The organism is Bradyrhizobium barranii subsp. apii (assembly GCF_011516635.5).
Taxonomy (GTDB): Bacteria; Pseudomonadota; Alphaproteobacteria; order Rhizobiales; family Xanthobacteraceae; genus Bradyrhizobium; species Bradyrhizobium barranii.
In genome coordinates this window covers 61,450-87,951 of record NZ_CP096257.1, presented here as the reverse complement: position 1 = coordinate 87,951, position 26,502 = coordinate 61,450, and the positions used below count along the sequence as shown (strand labels likewise).

Here is a 26,502-nt window from a genome sequence, read left to right as displayed (position 1 = left end):
TTCAGCGGCCGAGGGCATTCTCGAATCCGCTGTTAATAATGCGTCGGCGGACCAGTTCGATCGGTACACCTTGGTTGAACCGCGCGTTCTGCCATTTGGGATCGCCGTAGTGATGCAACGCAACGATTTCCCAATCCATCGTGAATACCGGCGATCCGGACGATCCTGGATCGGTGTTGGTTCGATAACGCAGGCGCGTTCGGTTTCCGTTGAGCCCAATCACGGCCTGCGTATCCAGCGCCAGCTTCATCGGCGTTCCCTCTGGATGTTGCACTATGAGTATCGGGGCATCGGTCGGCAGCGGCAGAACCGAGTTCGGAAGCGTAATCCACCCGCGAGGTGCGCCTTCGATCTCCTCTTCGCCAACTGGAGCAGCCAGGCGCAGCAGCGCGTAGTCCAGTTCATTCACTGTCGGCAATGGAGCGTCTGGATAGCCGCTCTTTTCGGCGACACTGCACGGGCTGCTATCAAGGCCACCAACGCTGCTAAGCATGACCAGTTGGCCGACATCAGTTTGGCCATTCGGAAGGCGCACATAGTCGAATCGGCATCCGAGCTGGTGCACCCTGTCAGCGCTCTTGGCAATCTCGAACACGTGCCAATTGGTGAGAACGGTGTCGGGCCCGACCAGGAATCCAGTACCGAGTGCCTTACCGTCCATCTCGATACGGCACACCTGTCGCTCGATTTTTATCAACCGATCCTGCCACACGCGCACGTCTATTTTGGTGAGATATGGACGAACGTTGCGCTGCAGGCCCGGCACGATCGCATTTGTTGACGCCTCCGGTTGAGGGATGCCGGCCGCCTGCGCCGAAAGAGCGATCCTTTGATCGAGGACAGCGACCGCCTCGGGAAATTGCTTGACGATTTTGGCTCGGACATCTGGTCTCCCTGGCCGGTTGGCGTAGACGTAAGCTAGGAAGGCGCCGGTGGTCCCTAACTCCTCGAGTGCATTGAGCAAGCTGGAGATCGTGACAAGCTTGGGCTTGCCCTCGCCCACAAACGAATCGTACAAACGATCGCCCGTACTGGCGTGGACATAACTCTGAAGATCGTCAAAACTCAGCGTCCCAGAAAGTAGCGCAGCTAGTTCTCTGATAGACTCTCCGCTCAATGTACCCATGCTGGTACTCCTCTCGAGAAACTCCGCCACATCTCCTTCCGAGGCTGATGGCAATTCACAAGAGTTCGCGAACAGACCCATACTGCCGCTGATGTCTCGAGAGCAGAACGGGTTGACGCCAAGATTGTACCACAATCTCGCCACCCTTGGCGCGCGGAAAGCGCGAAGAAAGAAAAAACAACTGGCCGGAGAGTGAAGCATCTCACACATGGGACCGAAGGGTCGCTGCTATACTTCCGAGTTCAGCAATGGAGCGGGTTATGAGCAAAATGATCTTCATAGTCGCCCTTGCCGTGGTCGGCGCGGCGTTCGCTGTTTTCATGTTTGGCAGCCCTGAACTGGCCTTGGCGGGTTGCGGTTCAAGGTGCTGACGGCGAATTCGGTTTCGAATTTCTAGCGCAATGGCTCCGGCGTCCCTTCAAGCACCGCGAGCCGGGAAGCTGAGTAATGTTCGGCGAGCGCACTAGGTGCGCGAGCCTGGCTCGCTCTTAGGTCGAGGAGATGACGAATAGTGCGACTCCGATTTGGAGGTTGAATTGAGTGCGCTAAAGCAGCGACTTGCCCGGTTGCGCGGTTTCAATGCAGCGGTGCGTCAGGGCGATCCCAAGATTGCGGAGGAGAGCGCCGACCTGAACGGCCTAGAAACGCTGGAGGTCGAGCGGCCGCCCGAGGCGCTCCAGCAGGACATCGGTCTGGAAAGCATTATCATGCGTCGTCAGCGTCCGGTGCTGGCGATCAGGAACAACGAAACCCAACTGGTGTTCGAAGATCTCGGCGACAGCGAAATCTGGACGGCGCGCCTGACCCAAGCCAAATCGTTGCTCGAGAGCGCCATTCGTGCCGTCGGCCGCGTCGAGCTGAAGGGCTCCCAGCTCGAGTGGGTCGGCACCGGATGGCTGGTCGCCGACACCATTATGGTGACCAACCGCCATGTCGCGAACGCGTTCGCCATGCGCAAGGGCGCGGGCTTCACATTCCAGATCGGCAGCAACGGCCCGATCCGGGCATCGGTCGACTTTCTCCAGGAGATCGACAACCCCGCGATGCTGGCGTTTGAGCTGGTCAGGCCGCTGTACATCGAGAACGAGCCCGGCCCCGACATCGCGTTTTTCGAGGTCGCTGTGGTCGGCGACAATCCGAAACTCACCGCGCCGATCGAGCTGGCCACCAAGATCGTGGTGACCGAAAATGTCGCAACCATCGGATACCCAGCCTATGACAGCCGGATTCCCGAGCCGGACCTGATGGAGAAGATCTACGGCAAGATCTACAACAAGAAGCGGCTCGCGCCCGGCGGCGTGACGCGGGTCGAACAGACGCGCCTCCTGCACAACTGCACCACGCTGGGCGGCAACTCAGGCTCCGCCGTGGTCGATCTTGATAGCGGCAAAGCCCTAGGCCTACACTTCAGCGGCAGTTTCCTCGCCACGAACTACGCGGTTCGTGCCGACGTGGTGAAGAAGGTGCTGGACGATGTCCGCTCCGGCCGTGTTCGTCCAGAGGCGCCGGTTCGGCTGAATCCGCCGACACCCCCACCGCCATCACAGCCACCGGCTGGAGGGACGACGTCCGCAACCCTGCGCCGCCAAGGCCGCAGCGCAACCGTCACCATCCCGCTGACCGTGACCGTCTCCATCGGCGATCCGGGCGAACCCCTGCCGCCGTCGCGGGGGTATCCCGTCTCGACGGCTTCGGTGGCCGACGACACAGCCGCGGTTGAGACCGAAGCGGTCGCGGCCGACTACCGCGATCGCGAGGGCTATCAGGCCGATTTCCTTGGCAAGAAATTCAAGGTCGACCTGCCGTCGGTGGACCGCGATGCCGGGGACGTCCTGGACTTCAAGGTGGACGGCAACTCCGACACCGAGCTTCGTTACGAGCACTATTCGGTGGTGATGAGTCGCAGCCGGCGCATGTGCTTCTTCAGCGCATGCAACATCGACGGCAACCTGTCGAAGAAGAGCAAGCGGGTGGGGTGGAAGTGGGATCCCCGCATCCCCAAAGAACAGCAGATCATGCAGGAGTGCTACGGCTCGCCGCCGAAATTCAGCCGCGGCCACATGACCCGCCGGGAGGATCCGGGTTGGGGCAATGCGGCGATGGCCAAACGCGGCAACGAGGATTCGATGCATGTCACCAACACCACGCCGCAGATGCAGGCGTTCAATGCTCCGATCTGGCTGGCGCTGGAGGACTACGCGCTCGGCCACGCCAAGGAGGACGAGATGAAGATCTCGGTATTCACCGGACCGTATTTCCACGCAAAGGATCCAGAGATGTACGGGGTGCTTATTCCGCGGGCGTTCTGGAAGATCATTGCCTTCATTCACGACGACACCGGCAAGCTGTGCGCGACCGGCTATGAAATGAACCAGGGGCAGAACCTGCAGCCCGAAGAAGAGTTCGTGTTCGGCGCGTTCACCTCCCCACAGCTCCGTGTCGCCACGCAGGTGCCAATCCGCTCGATCGAGACGCGCGGCGGTATCAGCTTCGGCAAGCTTGCCAGCGTCGATCCGCTGGCCGGCAGTGACGAAGGGATCGGAGACGGGCCACGGATGCCGCTCGGTGCGCTCGAGCAGATCCGATTCATCCGCTGAAAGGGAATAAAATGTCGTCGACGAGTTTCCTTTTCCGTCCCAAAAGCCGACGGCTCAGGAACTGATGCCCATCATGGCGGGATTCTATCGGACCGAGCGTGAGGCGGTGCTGTTCACCCAGTCGTTCGGTATCGATCCGTTTCCCTCACCTCGTCGGGCATCAGTCAAATCGATACCCATCAGCCACTGGTTGGCGTGTTCATCGATGAGGAGTTCAGCGTCGGGCCTGGAATACGTTCTACGCTCCGCGAAGCAGTCAACAAGTACAATTTCGGCGTGGTCCTAGTCCAGCCGACGGGAAGCGGCGCCGTGATTGCTCCGGCGCTCGGATATGAAGGGTCATCCATCGTTTACGGTGTTCAGACGCAAGGAATCCTATAGCGCGGAAAGGCCAGTCAGATGGGCGCGACTCCAACGGGTGTGAAGCTATGGCCTGGCGGCATTGTGCCGTACGAAATCAATGCCGACCTCGGGAACATCGTCGCGATCAAGGATGCGATCAAAGCGCTCGAGCAGCAAACTAACGTGCGGCTCGTCGGCCGCTACCTGCAAAACGACTACGTCCGCTTTTCGAAGCAAACGTTGGACAACCCAAATTCCAAAACAGGCCGCAAAGGCGGGCGCCAGTTCGTCAACGCGTCGCTCAACGACGTTGGCTCGATTGTGCACGAGATCTGCCATGCCTTGGGCATGATGCACGAGCATTGCCGCAGTGATCGCGACAGCTACGTCATATTTCACGCCGATCGCGTTACCAACGATATGGATCAGTACGAAAAGGACGACACTAGTAACAAAACCGAGAAATATGATTACGAAAGCCTCATGCACTACCCAGCTGGCGACCCAAACAATCCAATTTTCGAGTCCGTGACGGGCCTCCCGGCACCTGGGGACATTGGCAGCAAAGGCTCGCTCACCATCACTGACAAAACGCTGCTCGAAGCCATTTACCCAGCAGCACCGGTCATTCGGCGCACGGATGGCGAGGGAGGGGCGGGCGCCGTACTTCAAACGTCAGCCATTGCCGTCATGAGCGTCAACAATACTGCCATCGTCGCGAACGCCGTCTCGAATGCTTCTGGCAAGTATCAGATCGTGCTGTGGAGGATCCGCGACAACGGCGTGGTGCTTCGTATGCCCGATCCTGTTGGCGCGACGGGCGGCAAGGCCACCGATGTGCGGATCGTCCCTGTTGGCCGTCTATTTGTCAGCGCAATGAAAAACGCGGCTGGCAAGCTTTTGCTCATCAGTCACGGCAACAACTTCGATCGGCTGCACGACAGCGCGGGCCTGGCTGGGGAAGCGAGTGACGTGGATATTGTCGCCATAGCGAACGATCGAGTGATTACGCCCTGTATCTCTGGATCGGACCGCGTCCTTTCGATCGTTTGGCAAATCCGTCCTGACGGTTCGATCGAGCGCTTTTTTGACGGCGGCACGGACGGGCCGAAAGCGAAGCGCGTCACTTCGGTTGTGATTCGGGACGACGGATCGATACAGATCGTCGGAATCCTGTACACGACGCCAGCGTCAAAGCTCGTGCTCAGCACTTGGAGAGTCGACGCGGGATCGATCACCAAGCTCGCGGACTCGGGCAACGTCATGGGCAAAGCCGACTTTGCGCAAGCTGTAAAGACTGACACCGGGCATGTCGTCGTGGTCTGCCGGGATGCGAGCAGCAGGCTGCTCCTGATCCCGTTCAAAGTTGCGGATGACGGAGCGCTTATCACGCGCTTGTCGGGCCTTGAGGGGCACGCCGGCAAGATCCGGGAAGTCTCCGCTGCGCCGAGACCTTATGGCCTACTTACCGCCGTGATCAGCGACAAGGGGCAGATCCTACTGATCAAGTGGGGCATCAATGCCGATGGAGCGTTGGAGAGGTTGGGCGACAGTGGCGATCAGGCAGGCCAAGGCAGCCAGTTGTCAGTCACCGCCCTGCCGTTCGCGGCGCAAGCCACCGTGTGCACGGCTGCGCGCGATGGTAGCGCCAAGTTGTTGCCAATTACTTGGGATGACGTCGATGGGCCAGGCGAGCTCGACGTGGTGTGACGGCAGCTCAAGGCCACCTTCGATGATATAGGCGGATTCGAATCCTGGATGGGTATGCCGCGCGATCGTCACGTCCGCTTCTTTCCGCTCCTACAGTGATCGTCACATATCCCGGCGTTCTCAATGCCCCGTCTAGAGCCGGTCGGGGCCCAAGCCGCGCCGCTCAACGGTCAATCAACATTGTCCCTTTTCCTCTCCGGACTGAAGCTCGCTGACGAGCCGCCCGAAAAGCTCCGCGCCGCGCCTCGTCTTTGATAACGCTTCGAGTTTATCCTAGGCCGAAAGCGCCCATCCAAGTGGAACTGCTTCAGCCCCACTCATAGCAAGATGATAATAAGACCCTCTGAGCTCGCAGGTGCGAGGCCGTCGAAGCCGCAGTCCGTCTTCTCCAACGTCCACATGACGTTCTTCCACCCGGGACGCTGCCCGAGATCCTTGATGGGGCGATGCGGCCGACGTCGGCAACGGACGTCCTATGTCCTCTCTGAGAAGCGGCTGAATGCAGTCAAGGTCTGCAGCCTGGGCTCGACGTCGGGCAGGTAGATTTCCGCCTTCAGAAACGCGATCTAGTCGTCGACCGCGGTCTCGCAGAGGTCGACGTACCATGACCTCGGACGACCGTCGCTTCCGCCGGCCGAAACAGGTCGCGAACGCAACGAAGGAAGCGCGCGAGGCGGCACGGACAACGCGGGCTGCCCAGGGCGTTGTGCCGGGGCTTCACGGCTCGATTAGTCCGTACATGACGTTGCCCGCCTCGCGATAGAGGATCTCGGCGCTCTTCGACCCACCGGGCGTCGGTGGCATCGCGAACGTCACAGGCGCCAGGTTCGGGACGAGACCGTTCGCGTGCAACTGCTGCAGCGACTGATGGAGCGCGTGCAGGAAGACGCCCGGCATCGGCGCTAGATTGCCTACGTACCGGTTGACGACCCGAAACAGCGCGCTGATGGCGGCCTGGTTGGTGGTGATCGAGTAGAGATTGCACATCGGTTAGGGTTCGGTTCGATGATGGCGCGGCTGCCAAGCTAGTTGTAGCAGGGTCGCCGCCGGGCGCCGGCCTGCCTTGGCGCATTTCCTGCAGCGCAGCCGGCTGGCCAGGTCGTGGACGAAGGTGGTCGGCGGGTGCTTCATCGTCGCGAGGTCGACGTCGCTCGGCGTCTTGCACCGGGCGCACCGGATCTCCAGCCAAGGAAAGCCACCGTTGATGGCCTGGTCGATGGTCGGCGACGGATCGATCGGCTCTCCGTCGCTCCACATCCGCTCGTTCCAGCTTTCGCAGAGCAGCCGATCGGCCTGTTGCAGCATGCTTTCCGCTTTGGCTCGCATCTCGGCCGACTGCGCCGCCAGGATGTGCGTCATTGCCCGCGCTTTCCCAAGCTCCTTTTGCAGAGCCTTGCGGTCTCCTCCGGATAGCGGCGTCGGGTGGTGCTTCGGGGCCATCCGGCATCCAAGGTTCAGGCAACGGGACCGACGGCGCGCCGGCGACTACTCGAACGAGGGCCAGCAGCCGTCCTCTTCGTGACGGCCGGTGCGTTGCTGGCAGGTATTGTCCAGGAGGCGCTGGCCCACGTCCTTCCAGATCGCCTGGGGGCCGGCCAGCCGGACAGCATCTGCCCTCTGGATCTCGACGGTCCGGCCGCAGCGGGAGCACCCCACCCGCAGAACATGCTGGGGAATTTCGGACAGCCGCAGCGTCCGGATCGAAGGGCCCGGCGGCACTGGACTGGCGTCGGCGAGCAGGTCGCGTAGGACAGACTCCCAGTATTCCGCGGGCATTGGATCGCCCGGACCTGCATTCGGCGTCCTACGGGGCTCCCTGCCGACGGCGGCAGCAAGCTTTTCCATCTGCTTCGGGCTCGGCATGCGCCAACTTGCGGGTCGATTCATCTCCCAAAAAGAACATATCATGAACACTGAGTCGAATCCGCCGATGGTCGGAAACCGAAAAATGATCGCTCGATGGGTCTTCGGGTGCGAGATCGACCCGCGCTATTTGATCCGTCCCTACTATCTCACTCCAGACGGTAAGGTAGGACACGACGCCTTCGCCGTCATCCGCGAGACCATCCGGGAGATGAACAAGATAGCGATCGGGCGTGTCGTGCTGACCAACCGCGAGCACATCATCGCGCTCGAGCCCTTCGACAAGGGCCTGATGGGAACGCTGCTGCGGTATCCCTACGAAGTCCGCGATGCGGCCGAATATTTCGGCGACATCCAGGACGTGAAGGTCACAAAGGACATGCTCGAGCTCGCCAGGCACATCGTGAACCAGAAAGCGGGTCACTTTGAGCCGGACAAGTTCGAGGACCAATATGAAACCGCCCTGATCGATCTGATCAACCAGAAGCGCGCAGGCAAACCCATCGTCGCGAAGGAGCGTCCGCGGGGCGAGAACGTCGTGGATCTGATGGACGCGCTGCGGAAGAGCATCGGTGGTGGCAGTGGCGCGGCCCGGCCGGAGCCGTCGAAGAAGCCGGTCAAGAAGTCAAAGAAAGCAGCGCCGGGCCAGAAGGAAATGCTGATGCCGATCGCCGGCAAGAAGCCGGCCAAGGAGGCCGCGGCGAAGAAGCCGGCGGCTAGGCCGCAGCGGAAGTCGGCCTGACGCAGCGTGAATCATCCGGTGACGCCGGACGGTCGCTACTTCGTCGTCCACGGGAGGCTGTGGCGGATGGCGGACCCCGGTCTCGACGAAGAGGAACGGACCGATCTCGTCGGCCGGCTAATGAAGGCCCGTCGCGCGGTCCGCGACGCCAAACGTGGCGCCGACCTCGAAGCGGAAGCCGCACAAGGCCGTAGACGAGGTGAATCGGGCGCTCGGCGAGAGGGGCCCATTGTGGTGGGACGACGGCTCGCCGGATCTCAACCGGCACATAGCGAAGAACACGACCTATGCCTACTGGTACGCGAAGATCGGGCGCTCCCGCCCCGGAGAACTCTGAAGTGCCCAAAACCGCAATCTTCGACGTGGACGGAACGCTCTTGGACTCCGTCGATCTCCATGCCCTCGCCTGGCACGAAGCGATGGTGAAGTTCGGTCACAACGTCGGCTTCGAGCAGGTGAGAGGTCAGATCGGCAAGGGTGGCGACAAGCTGATTCCCGTTTTCCTTTCGGCCGCCGAACAGCGGGACCACAGCGAGGAAATGGAGGAATGGCGCGGCAAGCGCTTCAAGACGGAATACCTACCGCTGGTACGCCCCTTCTCCGCGGTCCCGGACCTGCTTCGGCGGCGTGCGGCATGGCGGACTTCGCATTGCCGTCGCGTCATCCGCCAAGAAGGATGAGATCGAGAAGTATCTCGACATTGCCGGTATCGCCGACCTGGTCGACGTGACGACGTGTTCGGACGACGTCAAGGAATCCAAGCCTTCCCCCGACATCTTCGAAGTGGTCCTTGAGAAGCTTGGGATCGAAGGCGCCGACGCCGTCGCGATACTACGCCTCCTGAGCGGTTCGGGGACCGACCTCGCAGTTATCGTATCTGCAACATGATACCGGCCTGTGCCTCTTCCGTTTAGAACGTAGTTTGGGTGCGCAAAAAATTGGTTTCAACTTGGCATAGTGGCAAGGATCAGATACACTTCACTGACCCACTATTTCCTAGCGGCTCTTGCGATGTATCCGGTCAGGCTCGTCGAAGATGCGTTGCATTTCGGAGATTTTGTCCGCGTCTCCTTCCATCGCACCCTGCGTGTCCCGGAAACCGACAGAGATTATCCGCTCCCACCAACCTTCGGACGGTTTCCGCTCATCGAGTTTCCGAACGAAAACAGTAAGCCCGAGTTTGCGATCCCTATCCGCAGGCGCGAAGCGTTATGGATTGCGTTTGAAGGCCCGGACTGGCGACCGAGCGCAGTCAAGATTGGCATCGGCACTGTAAATGCGATCGACGGCCGGTTGTGGGAAGCAGGGTTACGAAGTAACCCGCAAAACTACATTGTCACCGGCACTCAATACTGGCTCGATGGGGTCAATGCCGGCGACAATTTCGTTCGGCAGTTCGTCGCGGCCCCGTTCGGCGAGGGACTGACGATCGAGGAGCAGGCGGCGCACATCCTGGAAGGTACCGTTCGCATCGAAGTATTTGACCCGAAGCCGGGCCGGTTTTCCGTTGCGCACGACAGGCCAGAGCCGTCCGAGCCAGTCTACGGTCCGGCAGAAGAATCTCCGCTCGGTCTTGGGGCCGGCGGTCGCATCCGGCAGACGATTCACACTGATCCACACGGTTACGACACGTGGGACCTGACCAGCCCGGCACTGGCCGTCGTTCGGTTGCTCGATGCGGCGTCATTCCAGAGCTTGAGCGGTCGTGTCGCGCCGCCAACCCCGATCGATGCCGCCACTTATTCGCGCCTGGGACTTCCCTGGTTCAAGCTGTACGAGGAGGAGGCGACGGACATTCAGCCCGCAGAACTTTTCCGTCACATCAGGACGGTATCGCCATTTGAGGCGGAAACGGACGTCGATGCGCTGCGCGTCCGTCGCATCCCGAATTAGCACCTATGACATTTTTAGAGGGAGAATTGAGATGTGCAATGATAGCGACAAAGGTAGCGATGCGCACATTTGCTTCGACATGCAGCTGGCGCAACAGGATTTGCTGAGAGCGGCCGAGAACGCGATCGCAGAGAATCCGGAGAATGCGCCGACGGGCGACATCGATGTCGTCCGCAAGTTCGGGGTGGATTCGACGTCGTCCTTCGAGGCTTTCGGCGCGGTGCTGACCGGCAAAAAATGGCAGCCGGGGCGGACGCTGCGCGTACGTCATATCGACGGTGACGAGCGGATCCACGCCAAGGTGGTACAATACGCCAAAAGATGGGAGGAATTTGCCGATTTGACGTTCGAGTTCGGTAACGATTCGGCGGCCGAGATTCGCATTTCGTATCACCACGACAACCGGTCATGGTCTTATCTCGGCACTGATGCGCTGACGATCGATCCGGATAAGGAAACCATGCATTTTGGATGGCTTGACCCGACGACGACCGACGAAGAATTCCGGCGCGTCATCGTCCATGAATTCGGTCATGCGATCGGCATGATCCATGAGCAGTCACACCCCGAGATATCGATCAAGTGGGACAAGCCCGCCGTCTATCGCCGCTATGAAAAGCAGGGTTGGAGCAAGGCGCAGGTCGATTCCAACGTTTTTTTTAAGTATAGCAAACTGGTGACGCAGTTCAGCGAATACGACCGCTTGTCGATCATGCATTATCCTATTCCACCGGAGCTCACGACCGACGGCGTCGCCGTTGGCTGGAACACCGATCTGTCGCCGATGGACAAGGCGTTCATCGCCAAGATCTATCCGAAGCAGCCTGTAGCGCTGGACGCTATGGGACCTCCGGGCACTGTCGATGCTCCGCCTCCAGCGCAGCTTTCGCCGGCGACGGGTGGCTTGATGCGCGTTCGCCGCACCTGGGGCTGAGCTGTTCGCGCACGCCAGCGTACGGGAGGTCTTTGCATGACGCTTGTCTGGGGTGATCCGCTGCATCCGCCTGGCGCCGGCCAGCGGACACACGCCTTCATTGTCGGCGTCGGACGCTATCGCCATCTGTTCGGCGGCGTAGCGCCGACGCAAGGTATTCCAGCACTTGGCCAACTGACTTCGCCGCCCATTTCGGCGCGAGCTCTTGCCGAATGGTTCATCAAGGGACGGCTGGCGGATGCGCCGGCGCCCCTCGGATCGGTGGAGTTATTGCTCTCGGACCGCACCGGTCAGAACTTTGCAGACACACAGGTCGCCGACGCCACCTCTCAAAACATTCACACTGCCTTCGGCCAATGGAAAGTGCGTTGTGACGCCAATCCAAATAACGTCGCGGTATTTTATTTCTGCGGCCATGGTCTTCAAAAGCACGTGATGTCGCTCCTGCCGGAAGATTTCGCAGTAAGCAAAGATAATCTCTGGAAGGACACCATCGATTTCAGCACGACGTACAACGGCATGGCTCGGTGCAAGGCGGGAACGCAATTGTTCATCATCGACGCTTGCCGCGAACTTTCCCAAGCCGCCATCATGGACGAGGACTTCGGCGGCACCGCACTGATTAGCCCGCGTTTGGGAGAACACAATCTCCGTACCGCGCCAATGCTGTTCGGGACGAAGGTCGGCTTGCAAGCTTTTGGCGACCGCAACGGGGTGAGCCGGCTCACGGAGGCGCTGATCGATTGCCTTGAGGGCCTCGGCGCGACGGAAGCAGGCGCCAATTGGGTCATCGATACGCAACATCTTGGCACAAACGTGCAAAGGCTGGTCAAGCATCAGAATGAAGTTCAAAAGATTCCCGAACAACATCGTCAAGTTGTCGTTCCGGACGGCGAATCAGCCAACGGACCACAGAGTCTGCGCGTTTTCCCCGCCGGGTCGCTGCCGAACGTAATCGTGAAACTTGGCTGCATTCCAGATTCGATCGAGCAGGAAGTCACATTCTTTGCCGACCCCGATCAAGGCCCTCGGCGGCCGGCACCGGGAAAAGGACCCTGGATTACGAAGCTCCCTGCAGGCCGTTACGTCTTCGGGTGCTCGTTCGATTTGCCGGAAGGGCACATAGCCGTCCCGGCTCCGCGTGCCTACGTCATTCCTCCGGTTTACGACACTCCAATCAACGTCCCGCGTCCACATCCGGTAATCAACGTCCCGCCTCCGCCTCAAGTCTGAAGGCCTGCCGATATGTGTGCTGGACGAACGCAAAAGGTTTCAGGTGGAGGGACACTCGCAATCGAACTCGCGCGCCATTCGCATATGGCCAGCGTACCGATTGTCGTCCAGGTTATCCAAATCCTTGAGCGCGACACCAAGGTGCTTTGGAAAGGCGCGATCCGCCTTGGCGATACTCATAGCCTGGACGTCGATCCGGGCGATTACCTCGTGCAGGCGACGCTGCCGAGCGGTGAGACAAAAACGGAGCAGAGAAGTGTCTCCGGACGGGATACCGTCCAGGTGAAAGTGGACGTCGCAAGCGCGTCGCCGCTTGAAAGTCTTGCATGGGCGCAGATAAGCCGACCCGAGATTCTCGAAAGCTCGAGCGATGCACTCTCGAGCTTGCAGTCCGTGTGGTTGCGGTTGTGGCGCAATGGCGGCGACGGAGTCTGGAATGTGGTGCCGTGGCCAGTCCAGCAAGCAATTCGCTATCAAGGGATCGTGCAGTACGAGCTCCGCTTTCTGGGGCAGCCTGGCCAATACTATGTTCAGATCGGCGGCCCGGATGTTCCGTGGCGGCTTGTTGCCGTGCCGGCCGACAATGTGCGCATCATCGTGAAGGGACGCTGGATAAGACCGGATGCCGACGACCCGGTGCAGCGTCGCATTGACCTCGAAGTCGATGGGAGAGGCAATGATGCCCTCGCGCCTATGCAGCGCTGCATTGACGTCGAGGTCGGCACGCTGGATACCAACGCCGAGGTGCTCCTCGGCTATTTGCGCAGCGGGCAAGTCGACTCGGCGGAGGAGGTCAGCAGGAGCTGGCAGGCTCAAAAGCTTCTGGAGCGAAAGACACAGAACCCGACCCTTGCTGCCGTGGCGGGTTATTTCCTCTTGAGCCTGCAGCATCTCGACGATGTGCACCGGATTTGGACGGACAATCTGGCCAACTGGATCAAGTGGCTGCCGGACGGCGCGGTCATCAACGCCCAGTATTTGCTTCGCGGCAACAAGGAAAAGGACTTTACAATAGCACGTGACCGCCTGATCGAAGCGACCGTCCGAGGGATGCCTGTCTATACGCGCGGGTTGCGGTTGTTGCGCGACGGTCTCACGTTGTTCGAAGACGACGAGAGATATGCTAATCCCGCGGTAAGCTCCGCGCTGAGACTGGTGCGCAGCTATTGTGCGGCCGCAGAATGGAACTCGACGACAACCGCCTTCGTCGGCCCCGATCCCATGACGCCCGCCAGGATCAGGGTTGGACGGCCGGAGGCACCGCTGCATGTCGTCTTTGCTGAACCCGACGCTGACGATTTGGCGTGGCTGAGGACGCCGGACAGGTCGTGGATCCGGACCTCGTACGGTTGGACCGCGTCGGCAGATGTACCCGCCGGGCCTGCTTCTATCGAGAGTCCGTCAGCCGCGGCGCAGGCGTCAATGCTTGAGCCCATACAGGTCCAATCAATCGCACCTCCACCGAATTCCGCCGTTCAGGGTGACCCGGCGGAAATCGAGCGCGTTCGCCGGGTCGCGAGAGGTGAGGCGCCGGAAGCGTTATCACTGGCAACGGTTGGTGTGGCGGAGTTACCGGAAGCATCGCCGAGCCCGGCGGCTGCCAGAAAGCTGGCGCGCCTGCGCACGACGCCGCGCGCCGGCGCCGCGCGGTCAAAGGACACAGATGAGCGAATCCAGGGACGTCTGTTACGCCTCGCCAACGAACAGACGGAATCCGAACAAATCGCAGGTACGACACCCGTTGCCGTGAATGTCGGCGCCGCGAGTCCCGCTCATCTCAGCGGCATCGCAGTCGAGCGCGTGCTCGGAACGTCGGATTTGCTCAGCACTACGTTTCTGGAGCGTGGTGTTGCGGCGGCGAGGGCCGTCGCCCGTATCAGCGTTCGCCGCAACGGTCATATGGTCACCGCCACCGGCTTTCTTGTGTCGCCGCGGCTGTTGATGACGGCGGCGCATGTCATTCCAACCGCACAGGATGCGGCCCTGGCCTACGCTGAGTTCGATTACCAGGATGGCCCCGATGGTTCGCTGTTGCCGATCACGCGCGTGCCGTGCGCGGTCGACCGGTTCTTCTTCGTGGATACACGATTGGACGTTGCGATCGTCGCGTTGCACCAGGAGGCAGGGAACCATTTTGGCTGGCTGCGTCTCGGCGCCAGCGAGAGCAAGGCGCTGCTAGGAGAGTATCTGTCGACCGTCGGACATCCATTGGGTGGCCCGAAGCAAGTCGCCCTTCGAGAGCTTCCGATCATAGATATCGGCGATCCCTATTTCTGGTGCACGAGCCAGACCGTACCGGGTTCGTCTGGTGCTCCCTTGTTCAACGACCAATGGGAACTCGTGGGCATGCAGCGCGCGAGCAGTTCATCGGCCAATGCACCGCCGCGCCCGCGCGCGCGTACCGTGCGACCCCGCGTCGCCGAGACCAGTCGGTATCTTGCCATCGAAGCTGTCAGAAGCAGCCGCATCGTCAAGGCAGTCACTGCGAGCGGAATAGTGTTTCCAGGCGATGGTACCGTGTTGATCGAGGAAATGCTCCACGCCAGGTCGATGGGTAGACCGGTCGAGTTGGCAGCGCCTGCGCAAGCCGTCACACGCCCGTTCGTCGATTTGTCGTCTGCCAGTGACAAGGTCACACGCAGCAAGAATCAACAAGGTCTCGTGGAGAAGAGGGACATCGTGGCACAACCGTATTTATCTAATTTGACACCGGAAAAAATCAGTAATTGGCTTCAAAACCTCGAGCGCTTCGATCCCGATCTTGCCAAGTCAATTAATGCCCGCACTGCTGCCATGCAGCCGGCCGCGCGCCGCACGGTGGGATTGGAGGCAACCGTCGCAGAGGCAGCGCCGCCGCTGGATGTTCCCATAGCGATCGAAACGATGGTGCGGCCTGGCCGGCCGGTTGTGCCGATCAAGGGAGACACGGTTGTGGGCGCGCCGGCCTTCATCGAGCCGCCGGATGGGGAGATGATGGTGCAACGGATCTTAGCTGCGGCCGACAAAATCAAGCCCGTCATTCCACTAGTTGGCCGCATCGATGTAGCCAACTTCCCACGAAATGCGAGCTTCATCGGTACCGGTTGGCTGATCGCGCCTGACATCGTCGTCACCAACAGCCATGTGGCCGAGTTGATCGGCCGCCGCGACGGCCGCCGCTTCACCTTCTTGCCCGGCCGGTTCGGCGATCCAATCGTCACCACCGTGAACTGGAAGCACGAGATGGACAGCGACTTGAGCGTCGCCAGTCCGGTCGAAAGCATCATCTTCATCGAGTCGCGACAGGTCGCCGACATCGCTTTCCTGAAGATCGGCCGCAGCAGCGACGGCGCTCGGCAGAACCGCGTCCTGCTGGCCGACACCGATGCCGCCGCGGGTACATCGGTGGCCGTCATCGGCTATCCGGCACGGGCGGGGGAGGATGTCATCCCCGATCAGGCCTGGATGGAACGTGTGTTCGGTGGTCGTTATGACGTCAAGCGCGCTGCGCCCGGCGTCATGATGCCGAATTCACGCGGCTGGGCGAGCCATGATTGCACCACGCTTGGGGGCAATTCGGGCTCGGCGGTCATCGATCTCGCGACCGGCAAGGCGGTCGCGTTGCATTTCGCAGGCGCCTATGTCCTCGAGAATTATGCCGTGCCGGCCTCCACCATCCGCAACTATTTGAAACGCCGACCGTGGGAGACCCCGGAAACAGTCGTAACCGACCGCGGCGGCAACGGTCAGGCAACTGCCGGCGTAACACAGGCACCATCCCCGGCAGCCACGGGGCAAGCCGCCTCTGTCTCGATCACACTCCCTCTCACGATCACGGTCTCGATCGGCTCCCCGATCGCCGGGGGTGGAATCGCGCTGGCAACAACGGAGACTGCTCCGATTGAGGACGCGGTGCGCCGCTTCGCGGCCGCTTTTCGGGGCGACGGCATCCTAGCCGTCCGCTCCGGCCTTGTCGTCAGCAACGGCGAGTTCACCGATACGGCTTGCGTCAATGTTGTCACCCATCCCGACAAGATCGCGGCGGTTCGCGCACGCGTTCCCGCGGCTTATCTCGGCCATCCCGTCGACGTCCGCGCAGCCGGCATCGTCGATATGCTTGGCGGCGCGGACCTCGTCAGCGAGGCCGCGGTCACCTCGATCGCTTACAACGACGAAGATCGAACCGGGGTCAACTTCAGTTTTGGTCAAGTCAATGAAGAGATGGAGTTGACCTGCTGTGTCGGGCCCGAACGTAGCTGGTCGGTGCTGTCGGACTACATCGCCAACGTCAAGGGCCGCATGGTGTCCTCGATGTACGAATTCCACGCCGAGCATATCGCTGACGCTATTGAGGAGCGGCTAGAGAAGGGCATCAAGATGGATCTGGTGATCGACAACGCAACGCGCGTCACCAGAGCAGGGGTCAAGGACGGCGACTTCAACCGCAAGACCGTGTTCCGGAAGTGGGCGAACAATTTCAGCTTTGATCGAATATACGCGCCGGAGGGGACGAACGGCCTGATCGCCGACTCCTACCATATCAAGGTGACGGTGGATGACGATGATCGGTTCTGGCTGTCGAGCGGCAATTGGAAAAATTCGAGCCAGCCCAATATCGACCCCGCTGACCTCAGCGATCTCCAGGCCATCAGGGCGAAGAAGGGAAACCGTGAATGGCACGTGGTGATCAAGAACAAGACGCTTGCCACCCGCTACCGCAGCCACATCCTCGCCGATCTGGAGTTCTCCAAGGAGAACGGGGGAACCGAAGAGGCGGTGATCGAGGACGTGCTGGTCGACGTTCCCGTTGCGATTGAGGAGTCCGTCGCGTTCGAGCTGGAAGCGCGCGCGGCATCGCGCATCTTCGATCCAATCACGATCAACCGTCGCGTCAAGGTCAAGCCGCTGCTGACTCCCGACAAGAGAGGCAAGGTCTATACCGATGCCGTGCTGGATCTCATCGAATCAGCGGACGACGAGCTGTTGTTCCAGATTCCCTATATCAACTCCTTCAAGGACAGCGCCGCGGGCAACCTCGAAAAACTGGTGAAGGCACTCATCAAAAAGTCGAAAGAGATCGAGACCGTGCGGGTTATCCTGCGCTCGGACCACGGCACCTGGATTCCGTGCGCTGAGGATCTCAAGAAGCGCGGGCTCAACCTGAACAAGTGCCTGCGGCACCTGCCAGGCACGCACACCAAGGGCATGATCGTCGACGGCAAGCGCTGTCTGGTCGGCAGCCACAACTGGAGCGGCAACGGGGTTACCCTGAATCGCGATGCGAGTCTCCTGTTCGACGACGGCGAGGTGGCCCAGTACTATCTTGAGGCCTTTGAACTCGACTGGGATCGTGCATCGCGGCCGATCATTCCGGAATCGGCAATCACCGAAGCGCCGCGCATCGCCGATCCCGAAAGCGCCGTCCCACAAGGCTTTCGCCGCATGACGTTGGAGGAGTTTCTTGAAGGGTGAGGGGTGTAAGTCGACCGAAGTGGAGCGCTGGACGACAACGCCGGCACGACCGTGAACAGTTGCCGCGAAGGCAATCTCTCCCCGCAGATGACCGCGAAAGCAGCAGTTATGCCCACGCGAGCGACGAAAGTTTTCGCCTACAGCACGCGGCTTCCGGTCGGCGCTAGGTACGGTCGTACTGCGGCGGCGCTCGCCGCCAGCCGGGTTCGAACTCCCCATCGCTGCGATTCGGGCTTCGACCAGATTCCGGATGCCGGATAGAAGGGCTAAGGATGTCTTTCGTCGAGGAAAACACGGCCTACGAGAATTGGATGAGGACAGTCGGCGACGTCGTCGAGGATGATCTCGATCGTAAGCACGACCGAATGAGCAAGAATGCCTTCAAGTTCTTGAGGGCCACATTCTTCCGGTGGGCATACGCCGTCAAGGCAACCGCTCCCGAAATCATTGGACTGCCTGCTCCCCTCGCCGTCGGCGACGCCCATGTCGAGAACTTCGGCATTTGGCGGGATGCTGAAACGAGGCTGGTATGGGGTGTTAACGACCACGACGATGCCGCCGAAATTCCCTATGCCTCCGACATCCTCAGGCTCGCGGTCAGCGTACGTCTCGCCAATTTCAGCGTGGGAAACCACGATGTCGCGTAAGCAATCTTCGAGGGCTATCGCGAGGGACTGCGCGACCCCGGTCCCACGTTGCTCGACCAAAAGGAAATGTGGATGAGGGACTATGTCATGGTCACGGACGAGCAGCGTGAGTCGTTCTGGAATGAGATCGACGGGTATCCCGACGCAAGCCCGTCGCCGGAGGCGGAAACGGCGCTGCTCGGGAGCTTCCCCACCGGATCCAAGTTCGAACGGTTCGCGCGCGCCAGCAAGGGAGCAGGCAGCCTCGGGAGACCGCGTTTCGTCGCGGTCGCGCGATGGCGGGGCGGTCGCATAGCTCGTGAAGCCAAGGCATTGCTGTCGTCGGGCTGGGACTGGGCGGCCGGAAACCCCGGCCGCGCGAGCAGACTAGATGACGCCCTGAACGGAGAAACATCCGCACCTGATCCTTTCCTGCATACGGATCGCGGGTTCGTTGTGCGGCGCATCGCCGCGGACACACGAAAGCTCGAGCGCGACTCGGACTTCGATGGAAAGTTGGACACGAGGTTGATGCGGGCGATGGGCTTTGAGATCGGATCGATCCACGCCTCGACGTCACAGCTCAGGCAGGCGATGCTCAACGATCTCGAGCGGAGGGATGCAGGCTGTCTTTACGACACGGCCAAGGCGACGGCGTCGGCGGTCGAAACCGACTTCGCAGAATGGAGTGCTTCGAACGCTTGAGCCGCCTCGACCGATGGTGGGAGGTGCTCCGTCGCTGGTCGCTTTTACTTTGGGTCATCTCTGGAACTTCGAAGTCGGTTGCCCCGGATAAGGTCGTCAACTAGAAGCAATGGAGGCTTGAATGGCGCGAAATATTCTGCTCGTAGCGATTGCTCTGATCGCCTGCCCCGCATCGGCTCAAACGCAGCAGAACTGCAATACTGCTCTCACGAGGATCGCCAAGAAAGCGGCCGAGAAGGCAATTGTAGACCATCAGAATGACGCTTGCAGCGGCCTGAAGAAGGGGCCGTTCGGAATCGACAAGACGAAGGCCCTCGAGCTCCGGGCTTTTTCGCTTTGCGAAGCTGGTCCGATCGTGTCTGCATCGATCACGGCTTACGCAAAGTGCGCGACGTCCGACAAGGCCGTGTTTTCGGCCGAAGCGGAGGGGGACGTTACGGCTACCGCGGCGGCGAATCTGGACACCTGCCAGGTTCTAGAAGTCGACGTCTCGTCCTCGGCATTCGTTGTCGAAACCGGAATACAGGTCGCGGATCTGAAGAAGAAGCTTCGCGAAGCCGCCGAAAAGCAGATCAAGGATTACTGCAAGTGATGACCGGCGCCGGCACATCGACGAGCCGGCGCTCGGGTCTTGCCGAGTGCCTCCACGGATGCTTCCCACGTTGACGTTTCGGTTCTTGCCTTTCCGATTGCAGAACATGGACGGGCATTTTTTGACTCTGCGCGCACTAAAGAGTCGGCGCCTACCGTGCGGCGCGACTGAGAAGGCGTCTCGGTACTCGAAAGATCGCCAAGATTGCGAGTATGGCCAGGACCAGGCCGACGCCAGTGAAGGCCGCAATGCCGATTGGCTCAAAAGCGGGAAAATAGGTGACAGCCGCGGGAGCCTTGTCAGCCTTCAGATGACCGTAACGAGTCGAATCACTTGCATTGGTGGACAGCGAGCGCGACCAGCGTGTCACCCCAGGATGAAGGCACCAGTTTCCCACGCAGTCGGTGAGGGTTTCCCCAGTGGAAGCGATTTTCGATTTGTCAATGTAGACAAATCCGTACGATCGGAATTGATCGGCAAAAAAGCACTGCATGTAAAGTGGTGCCAGAACGAAGAACAGGATGGACAGCACGGCGCCGATCCGCGACCCCCTTATTGACAAGATAGTCGGTATACGCTGCCACCACGGATGTTCGGAATAGTTCCGAGCGTAGCGCCAGAGGGCCCAGAATGACACCGGCATCATCAAGGGGTTCAGAAGAAGGCCCCAGAATGCATTGAGCACCGGGTTGCCGCCGCCAAAGGCGAGATCAAACTCGTCTATGCGGTTGGCCAGGAATTGGGCCAGGACAAGGATCAGATTGCCGATGGCGGCGAGCCGGAACAGGGCCGCCACATCCATTCCCATTTGTCGTGTCTCGATGGGAATGCCCCGAAATCTGCTGGCGATGGCATGAGCCGGCAGGAAAAACGCGATTTTCCGGTTCTGGTTGTCGAGTCTTGCCACGATCATGCCGATCGCGGCCTTGACATCCTCGCTCCACACGCGCCCGCCGCTGTAGCCGGGTTCGACAAAACTCTGGACAGGCGTGACGGGCTCGATCTGGGCGAAGCTCTGATTGGTTGCTCCGACATAGCGGCCATCGGTATGGATGGGCATGCTCCGGTTCAGCGGGCCGGCCCTCGCGCCGAAAACACTAACGCGCGAGCCCACCAGGTCGATCCCTTGAATGTCGGCTAGAATGCCGAAGCCGATCGTCTCTTCCGCCGGGACGTCGAGAAGAAGTAGCGCGACATCATCATCGGGCTCGCGGCCGGGCGCCTCGAATTCCTGCACGGAGGCCCGTGCCAGCGGCCGCGCGGGCGGAACTCCGGTTTCGGTGGACCGCGGAAAGCTGACCCAGATAAACTCTCCGATCGGTGACGCCCGACTCATTGGTTCTCGGTGCAGCGCAATGTTCACCACGTGGGCGCAGGTCACGATTTCCTGTGAGCTGACGAGAAGCCCCATGCCGCAGACAAACGGTTTCCCTTCATCCAGCGTCACGATCTGGACGAGGCCGGCGTCGATCCGGCTTGCCTCCGTCATCATGGTTGTTGCGGCGCCCGTGCGAGGCCCCAGCGGACGCCCGCCTTGTCCGGCTCCGGCAGCGACTCGCTTTCGACCTGTAGGTAAGGTCGGACATCTGTCAGTCCTGTCTTCTCTATCCATAGGCAAGCCACGCCACTCACATGGGGGGTGGCCATGCTGGTCCCACTCATGACGGCAAGGCCGCCATTTAGCGCCGCGGATACGATGTCGACCCCTGGCCCCGCCAGATGCGCCCCGACATTGGAGAAGGTCGCGAGCCGCTTGTCCGGCCGGACCGCGCTGACCGATAGGAAGTTCTCCGCATTCGCCGGCGGACTGACGCCGATCTGATAATTTGGCTTGTTGCTCTCGTTCCCAGCCGCGCCGACGACGAGCGCGGCGCGCTGGTCAGGGAACGCGCTAATGAAGCCGGATAGCTTATCGAACATCGCCATGTTGTTGCGATACGCGAACAGGGTCATCGCCATGGCTTGGTTCGGATGCATGGGCCGGTCGATCAGGCGCTTGTAGAAGCTGACCACGTCGAAGCCGAGCGACAGAGAGATCACGCGAGCACGATTGGCGACGGCCCAATTCAACCCGTTGAGAATGCCCTCGATGGATCCCGACTGCCCGTTTCCTGGCAGTACTTTGCCAATCAGGACTTCCGTCACGCCAGGAGCGACGCCGATCCGCGTGCCGTTCACCTCTCGACCAAAGATTGTTCCTGCGCAGTGAGTTCCGTGGCCATCACGGTCCCACCGATCGTCTCCGCTGCAGAAGATCTGCGGGTCCTCGACCAACGACACACCGCGAAAGGCCTGATGTGCTGAGAAACCTTCCGCGATGCCCGTATCCAGCACCGCGACGCGGACACCCTTGCCTGAGTAAGAACTCGTTTGGGCCCCCACCATCGTAACGCCGTATGTCACGCGATCAGCCAGCAGTCCGTCCGGCACCTGCGCGCCTTCGACGGACCGCGATGTCGGGGCGATGAGGGCAACATCCATATCAATGATCGGAACCTTCGACTCGGAAGCGTGCAGAGCGCTGACGTCTTCGGACGTGAGCTGCTTGCGAGTCACGGACAGTTCCGGCGGACCTGCCCCTACCAGCTCAGTATCGGGAAAACCGGCCTCGCCCTGGGGGAAAGCCTCAAGCTCCGACGAGTCATCTGGCCAATGACCACGCCTTTCCTTGCGCTCGACAATGTAATAGTCAAATTTGAAATCGTTCATGTTCGCCTCCACAAATCTGGAAACCTATCGAACAGGCGCATCGTCGATCGATATGCTTCAAGTGCTCCGGGGTAATCGGCTTCGACGAGGCGATCGACGAGAGCTGGAAAATCGATACCCAACGATATCGAGATAATATCGGCTTTCTTCTTGAGCGCCCACTCCAATCCAAGGATCACGACGTCGGCTGCCGCGTCCGCGCCCATAAACTTATCCGGGGTGAACAAGCCGCTTGGGGCCGAAGATCCGCTTAGTACGCAGACGACAAAGGGGGACAAGGTCACCGCGGCACTATCCCGCCTTATTCGCGAGAGGGCGCCTGAGAGGCTGGCGAGCGTGGTGTAAAGCGCTGATGCGGCGTAGGATTCGGTTGCGAAGCCAACCCCATCACCTCAACCGCGAACGCCACGCCCGCCATGACCGATGATACGATTCTGCCCTTCTCGTTTCCAGCCGTTCACGCCAAGAAAGTCACAGCTGCCTTCGATGGTGGACGCCTAACCTCGAATGGGGGCGTGATGCTTCTGGCGATGGCCGAGCGGCGTCTCGGTTTGGCCGACAATTTGGCCCGGGTGTTCCCGGATCGGCGCGATCCGACGCGGGTCGTGCACAGCCTTGTCGATATGTTCCGCGCGCGCATGTTCGCGATCTGCTGCGGCTACGAGGACGCCGACGACCTCGATCATCTGCGGTCCGATCCCGCATTCAAGCTGGCCTGCGGACGGCTGCCGGACAGCGGTCGCGATCTGTGTTCCCAACCGACGCTGTCGCGTCTGGAGAATGCTCCGCGCCTGCGCGACGTGATCCGACTGACCTACACTTTGGTCGACGCATGGATGGATAGCTACCCGCGCGAGCCGGCATCCGTCACGCTCGACATCGATGATACCTGCGATGTCGTCCACGGCCATCAGCAGCTCTCGCTGTTCAACGCTCATTATGACGAACGCTGCTTCCTGCCGATCCACGTCTACGACACGGAGAAGAGCCGGCCCGTGGCGGTCGTGCTGCGGCCCGGCAAGACGCCGGGCGGCGTCGAGGTGCGTGCCCATCTGCGCCGCCTGATACGGCATATCCGGACGCGGTGGCACAAGACGCGAATTACGTTCCGTGGCGACGGGCACTATGCTCGGCCGGAGGCCATGACGTGGTGCGAGAACAACGGCATCGACTACATCTTCGGTCTGTCCGGTACCAAGCCTCTCGCCAGAAAAGTCGACGAGGTCGCCGACGACATTCGCACGCGACGCGCCATCGAGAACCTGCCTGTTCTGCGCGGCTATACCGAGACGCGCCACAAGGCAAAGTCCTGGGATCACGAACGGCGCACTGTCGCCCGTATTGAGGCGACGATGCTCGGCCTCGACATCCGCTTCGTCGTCACCAGCCTCGATGTCGGCTCGGCCGAGTGGATCTACGACAGCCTGTATTGCGCGCGCGGCCAAGCCGAAAATCTGATCAAGCTGCATAAGACGCAGCTCGCCTCCGATCGCACCAGTTGCCGTTCGGCGCTCGCCAACCAGGTCCGTCTCGTTCTCCACACCGCCGCTTATTGGTTGATGCTTACCGTGCGCGGCGCCATTCCCAAAGTCCGGGAATTGGCCGCCGCCGAGTTCGCGACGCTGCGTCTTCGTCTCTTGAAAATCGCAGCCCGGGTCGTCGAAACCGCGAGCCGCATTCGCCTTGCGTTCGCCGCGGCATGCCCCGAAGCCGACCTCTTCCGCAGCTTGCCCGGCGCGCTGCTCCCGCTCGGCCCGTAACCGACCGGGCCTGCGCCCGCTCACCCGCCCCACTCCTCCAACGCGTACAAAACAGCTTGATGTAGAACCCGGTGACAAAAGGCCGGACGGTCACCCACGCCAGCCGCCAGCCCCAGTCAGACGTCAAGAACGACCGTGCTCTCGTGAATAGATCGGGTTAGCCCGCCCTATTCGTGAGAGCGCGGTATTTTGGTCCGACTGGTGCATCCGCACACCTCCGCTGACGAGGCGCACAGGATTGCCTTCGGCTTTTCACCGCCTGACGACCGGTACTTTGCAACGCGCTTGAGGGATGGGTTGGGTGAACGCGGGCGGACGCCCCACCGGTCAAGGACCGAGCGGCAGCAGCGCGCCGGGCAAGCTGCGGATCAGGTCGGCTTCGGGACATGCCGCGGCGAACGCAAGGCGAATGCGGCTCTTGGTCTCGACAACCCGGGCGGCGATTTTCAAGAGCCGAAGACGCAGCGTCGCGAACTCGGCAGTGGCCAATTCCCGGACTTTGGGAATGGCGTCGCGCACGGTCAGCATCAGCCAATAAGCGGCGGTATGGAGAACGAGGCGGACTTGATTGGCGAGCGCCGAACGGCAACTGGTGCGATCGGAGGCGAGCTGCGTCTTATGCAGCTTGATCAGATTCTCGGCTTGGCCGCGCGCGCAATACAGGCTGTCGTAGATCCACTCGGCCGAGCCGACATCGAGGCTGGTGACGACGAAGCGGATGTCGAGGCCGAGCATCGTCGCCTCAATACGGGCGACGGTGCGTCGTTCGCGATCCCAGGACTTTGCCTTGTGGCGCGTCTCGGTATAGCCGCGCAGAACCGGCAGGTTCTCGATGGCGCGTCGCGTGCGGATGTCGTCGGCGACCGCGTCGACTTTTCTGGCGAGCGGCTTGGTGCCGGACAGACCGAAGATGTAGTCGATGCCGTTGGTCTCGCACCACGCCATTGCCTCCGGCCGGGCATAGTGCCCGTCGCCACGGAACGTAATTCGCGTGTTGTGCCACCGCGTCCGGATATGCCGTACCAGGCGGCGCAGATGGGCACGCACCTCGACGCCGCCCGGCGTCTTGCCGGGCCGCAGCACGACCGCCACGGGCCGGCTCTTCTCCGTGTCGTAGACGTGGATCGGCAGGAAGCAGCGTTCGTCATAATGAGCGTTGAACAGCGAGAGCTGCTGATGGCCGTGGACGACATCGCAGGTATCATCGATGTCGAGCGTGACGGATGCCGGCTCGCGCGGGTAGCTATCCATCCATGCGTCGACCAAAGTGTAGGTCAGTCGGATCACGTCGCGCAGGCGCGGAGCATTCTCCAGGCGCGACAGCGTCGGTTGGGAACACAGATCGCGACCCGTGTCCGGCAGCCGTCCGCAGGCCAGCTTGAATGCGGGATCGGACCGCAGATGATCGAGGTCGTCGGCGTCCTCGTAGCCGCAGCAGATCGCGAACATGCGCGCGCGGAACATATCGACCAGGCTGTGCACGACCCGCGTCGGATCGCGCCGATCCGGGAACACCCGGGCCAAATTGTCGGCCAAGCCGAGACGCCGCTCGGCCATCGCCAGAAGCATCACGCCCCCGTTCGAGGTCAGCCGACCGCCATCGAAGGCAGCTGTGACTTTCTTGGCGTGAACGGCTGGAAACGAGAAGGGCAGAATCGTATCGTCGGTCATGGCGGGCGTGGTGTTCGCGGCTGAAGGTGATGGGGTTGGCTTTGCAACCGAATCCTACGCCGCATCAGCGCTTTACACCACGCTCGCCAGCCTCTCAGGCGCCCTCTGACGAATAAGACGGGTTAGTAACCTCCACGGGGGACATCGTGACAACGGAGCGACCATATTTCCGCACTCTAATTTTGGAGGAACAGTCAAGGACCATCGCCTTAATCTTCTCAAAATCAGGCGTGTTGATCGTCCCAATGAACTCGCCAACTTCCCTAGGGGACAGAGGGCGATGTTGCGTTTCCTCGAGGATGTAAGCTGCGTCCTTGAGAGTTGCTCCGACAGCCGCCGCGGACGTTGCGCGTAATTCATCAACTGGCACTTGGTACATTTATCTGGCCCTAATCGTTGCAGAATCGAATTCGACGGCAACAGAGCTGGTCCCGGTTGTTTGGACAGCGCCTCGCGAAAATTAAGTGGATTCCTGCCGGGTTATGCTGAAGGCGGGGCTTTACGATCTTGCTGTGGCGTTTTGCGGAGCCAGCTCTAACCTTCAATTT

General features: G+C 60.9%; 18 protein-coding genes and 3 pseudogenes. 14 read left to right on the top strand and 7 right to left on the bottom strand.

The window, feature by feature from the left end; translation table 11 throughout:
* Position 1: 1 nt before the first annotated feature.
* Positions 2–1,126 carry a trypsin-like serine peptidase gene (locus HAP41_RS49455; RefSeq protein WP_166107153.1) on the bottom strand — a complete coding sequence of 375 codons (1,125 nt, stop codon included), beginning with the start codon at positions 1,124–1,126 and terminating at the stop codon, positions 2–4.
* Positions 1,127–1,662: 536 nt separating this feature from the next.
* Here HAP41_RS49455 and HAP41_RS49450 point away from each other — a divergent pair.
* Together HAP41_RS49450 and HAP41_RS49445 are read left to right on the top strand one after the other, a co-directional pair.
* Positions 1,663–3,723, top strand: a complete 2,061-nt coding sequence (locus HAP41_RS49450; RefSeq protein WP_166107150.1) for a DNA/RNA non-specific endonuclease — start codon at positions 1,663–1,665, stop codon at positions 3,721–3,723.
* 399 nt (positions 3,724–4,122) lie between these two features.
* Entirely contained in the window at positions 4,123–5,775 is a 1,653-nt protein-coding gene (locus HAP41_RS49445; RefSeq protein ID WP_166107148.1) for a M12 family metallopeptidase, read from the top strand.
* Positions 5,776–6,657: 882 nt separating this feature from the next.
* On the opposite strand, the pseudogene HAP41_RS49435 reads toward HAP41_RS49445, so the two are convergent.
* Positions 6,658–6,762 (bottom strand): annotated as a pseudogene (locus HAP41_RS49435) (SOS response-associated peptidase); the annotation flags it as partial.
* A 3-nt stretch (positions 6,763–6,765) separates the two neighbouring features.
* On the bottom strand, positions 6,766–7,215 hold the full coding sequence (locus tag HAP41_RS49430; protein ID WP_166107146.1) for a hypothetical protein: 450 nt from the start codon (positions 7,213–7,215) through the stop codon (positions 6,766–6,768).
* A 532-nt stretch (positions 7,216–7,747) separates the two neighbouring features.
* Between HAP41_RS49430 and ku the strand changes: the two are divergent.
* From ku to HAP41_RS49370, 11 genes and pseudogenes are all read left to right on the top strand, one after another.
* Positions 7,748–8,380, top strand: a pseudogene (gene ku / locus HAP41_RS49420) (non-homologous end joining protein Ku); the annotation flags it as partial.
* Between the two features lie 6 nt (positions 8,381–8,386).
* Positions 8,387–8,717: pseudogene (locus HAP41_RS49415) on the top strand (hypothetical protein).
* 1 nt (position 8,718) lies between these two features.
* Entirely contained in the window at positions 8,719–9,060 is a 342-nt protein-coding gene (locus HAP41_RS49410; RefSeq protein WP_248577279.1) for an HAD family hydrolase, read from the top strand.
* Entirely contained in the window at positions 9,008–9,268 is a 261-nt protein-coding gene (locus HAP41_RS49405; RefSeq protein ID WP_248577278.1) for an HAD family hydrolase, read from the top strand. The genes HAP41_RS49410 and HAP41_RS49405 overlap by 53 nt, the downstream gene beginning before the upstream one ends.
* Before the next feature lie 123 nt (positions 9,269–9,391).
* Positions 9,392–10,273 carry a hypothetical protein gene (locus HAP41_RS49400; protein WP_166107145.1) on the top strand — a complete coding sequence of 294 codons (882 nt, stop codon included), beginning with the start codon at positions 9,392–9,394 and terminating at the stop codon, positions 10,271–10,273.
* A gap of 31 nt (positions 10,274–10,304) precedes the next feature.
* Positions 10,305–11,207, top strand: a complete 903-nt coding sequence (locus tag HAP41_RS49395) for a M12 family metallopeptidase (RefSeq protein WP_166107143.1) — start codon at positions 10,305–10,307, stop codon at positions 11,205–11,207.
* Positions 11,208–11,243: 36 nt separating this feature from the next.
* Complete coding sequence (locus tag HAP41_RS49390) at positions 11,244–12,440, top strand: caspase family protein (protein WP_166107141.1); 1,197 nt, start codon at positions 11,244–11,246, stop codon at positions 12,438–12,440.
* Between the two features lie 84 nt (positions 12,441–12,524).
* Positions 12,525–17,891 carry a trypsin-like peptidase domain-containing protein gene (locus HAP41_RS49385; protein ID WP_166107138.1) on the top strand — a complete coding sequence of 1,789 codons (5,367 nt, stop codon included), beginning with the start codon at positions 12,525–12,527 and terminating at the stop codon, positions 17,889–17,891.
* A gap of 272 nt (positions 17,892–18,163) precedes the next feature.
* Positions 18,164–18,538 carry a DUF2252 family protein gene (locus HAP41_RS49380; protein ID WP_224581108.1) on the top strand — a complete coding sequence of 125 codons (375 nt, stop codon included), beginning with the start codon at positions 18,164–18,166 and terminating at the stop codon, positions 18,536–18,538.
* An 87-nt stretch (positions 18,539–18,625) separates the two neighbouring features.
* Positions 18,626–19,222 carry a hypothetical protein gene (locus tag HAP41_RS49375; RefSeq protein ID WP_224581107.1) on the top strand — a complete coding sequence of 199 codons (597 nt, stop codon included), beginning with the start codon at positions 18,626–18,628 and terminating at the stop codon, positions 19,220–19,222.
* Between the two features lie 121 nt (positions 19,223–19,343).
* Positions 19,344–19,814 carry a hypothetical protein gene (locus tag HAP41_RS49370; protein WP_166107136.1) on the top strand — a complete coding sequence of 157 codons (471 nt, stop codon included), beginning with the start codon at positions 19,344–19,346 and terminating at the stop codon, positions 19,812–19,814.
* Between the two features lie 151 nt (positions 19,815–19,965).
* Here HAP41_RS49370 and HAP41_RS49365 read toward each other — a convergent pair whose 3' ends face one another.
* The 3 genes from HAP41_RS49365 to HAP41_RS49355 are packed head-to-tail and all read right to left on the bottom strand — an operon-like array spanning position 19,966 to position 22,807.
* A complete protein-coding gene (locus HAP41_RS49365) occupies positions 19,966–21,306 on the bottom strand; it encodes a trypsin-like peptidase domain-containing protein (protein ID WP_176400494.1) in 1,341 nt (446 codons plus the stop codon).
* Positions 21,303–22,523 (bottom strand): S8 family serine peptidase, encoded by a 1,221-nt coding sequence (locus tag HAP41_RS49360; RefSeq protein ID WP_166107131.1) that lies wholly within the window; start codon positions 22,521–22,523, stop codon positions 21,303–21,305. The genes HAP41_RS49365 and HAP41_RS49360 overlap by 4 nt, the downstream gene beginning before the upstream one ends.
* Positions 22,520–22,807, bottom strand: a complete 288-nt coding sequence (locus HAP41_RS49355; RefSeq protein WP_166107129.1) for a hypothetical protein — start codon at positions 22,805–22,807, stop codon at positions 22,520–22,522. Before HAP41_RS49355 ends, HAP41_RS49360 begins: the two co-directional genes overlap by 4 nt.
* A gap of 132 nt (positions 22,808–22,939) precedes the next feature.
* Between HAP41_RS49355 and HAP41_RS49350 the strand changes: the two genes are divergently transcribed.
* Positions 22,940–24,283 (top strand): IS1380 family transposase, encoded by a 1,344-nt coding sequence (locus HAP41_RS49350; protein ID WP_166065068.1) that lies wholly within the window; start codon positions 22,940–22,942, stop codon positions 24,281–24,283.
* Positions 24,284–24,610: 327 nt separating this feature from the next.
* Here HAP41_RS49350 and HAP41_RS49345 read toward each other — a convergent pair whose 3' ends face one another.
* Positions 24,611–25,954: an IS1380 family transposase gene (locus HAP41_RS49345; RefSeq protein WP_166053720.1), complete on the bottom strand. Its 1,344-nt coding sequence runs from the start codon at positions 25,952–25,954 to the stop codon at positions 24,611–24,613.
* Positions 25,955–26,502: the final 548 nt, after the last annotated feature.

What these genes read in the sequence shown, in the direction of transcription:
- HAP41_RS49455 (WP_166107153.1), bottom strand. Translation starts at nt 1,126, where the DNA reads ATGGGTACATTGAGCGGAGAGTCTATCAGAGAACTAGCTGCGCTACTT.
- HAP41_RS49445 (WP_166107148.1), top strand. Translation starts at nt 4,123, where the DNA reads ATGGGCGCGACTCCAACGGGTGTGAAGCTATGGCCTGGCGGCATTGTG.
- HAP41_RS49430 (WP_166107146.1), bottom strand. Translation starts at nt 7,215, where the DNA reads ATGGCCCCGAAGCACCACCCGACGCCGCTATCCGGAGGAGACCGCAAG.
- HAP41_RS49400 (WP_166107145.1), top strand. Translation starts at nt 9,392, where the DNA reads ATGTATCCGGTCAGGCTCGTCGAAGATGCGTTGCATTTCGGAGATTTT.
- HAP41_RS49395 (WP_166107143.1), top strand. Translation starts at nt 10,305, where the DNA reads ATGTGCAATGATAGCGACAAAGGTAGCGATGCGCACATTTGCTTCGAC.
- HAP41_RS49390 (WP_166107141.1), top strand. Translation starts at nt 11,244, where the DNA reads ATGACGCTTGTCTGGGGTGATCCGCTGCATCCGCCTGGCGCCGGCCAG.
- HAP41_RS49385 (WP_166107138.1), top strand. Translation starts at nt 12,525, where the DNA reads ATGGCCAGCGTACCGATTGTCGTCCAGGTTATCCAAATCCTTGAGCGC.
- HAP41_RS49380 (WP_224581108.1), top strand. Translation starts at nt 18,164, where the DNA reads ATGTCTTTCGTCGAGGAAAACACGGCCTACGAGAATTGGATGAGGACA.
- HAP41_RS49375 (WP_224581107.1), top strand. Translation starts at nt 18,626, where the DNA reads ATGGTCACGGACGAGCAGCGTGAGTCGTTCTGGAATGAGATCGACGGG.
- HAP41_RS49370 (WP_166107136.1), top strand. Translation starts at nt 19,344, where the DNA reads ATGGCGCGAAATATTCTGCTCGTAGCGATTGCTCTGATCGCCTGCCCC.
- HAP41_RS49365 (WP_176400494.1), bottom strand. Translation starts at nt 21,306, where the DNA reads ATGATGACGGAGGCAAGCCGGATCGACGCCGGCCTCGTCCAGATCGTG.
- HAP41_RS49360 (WP_166107131.1), bottom strand. Translation starts at nt 22,523, where the DNA reads ATGAACGATTTCAAATTTGACTATTACATTGTCGAGCGCAAGGAAAGG.
- HAP41_RS49350 (WP_166065068.1), top strand. Translation starts at nt 22,940, where the DNA reads ATGACCGATGATACGATTCTGCCCTTCTCGTTTCCAGCCGTTCACGCC.
- HAP41_RS49345 (WP_166053720.1), bottom strand. Translation starts at nt 25,954, where the DNA reads ATGACCGACGATACGATTCTGCCCTTCTCGTTTCCAGCCGTTCACGCC.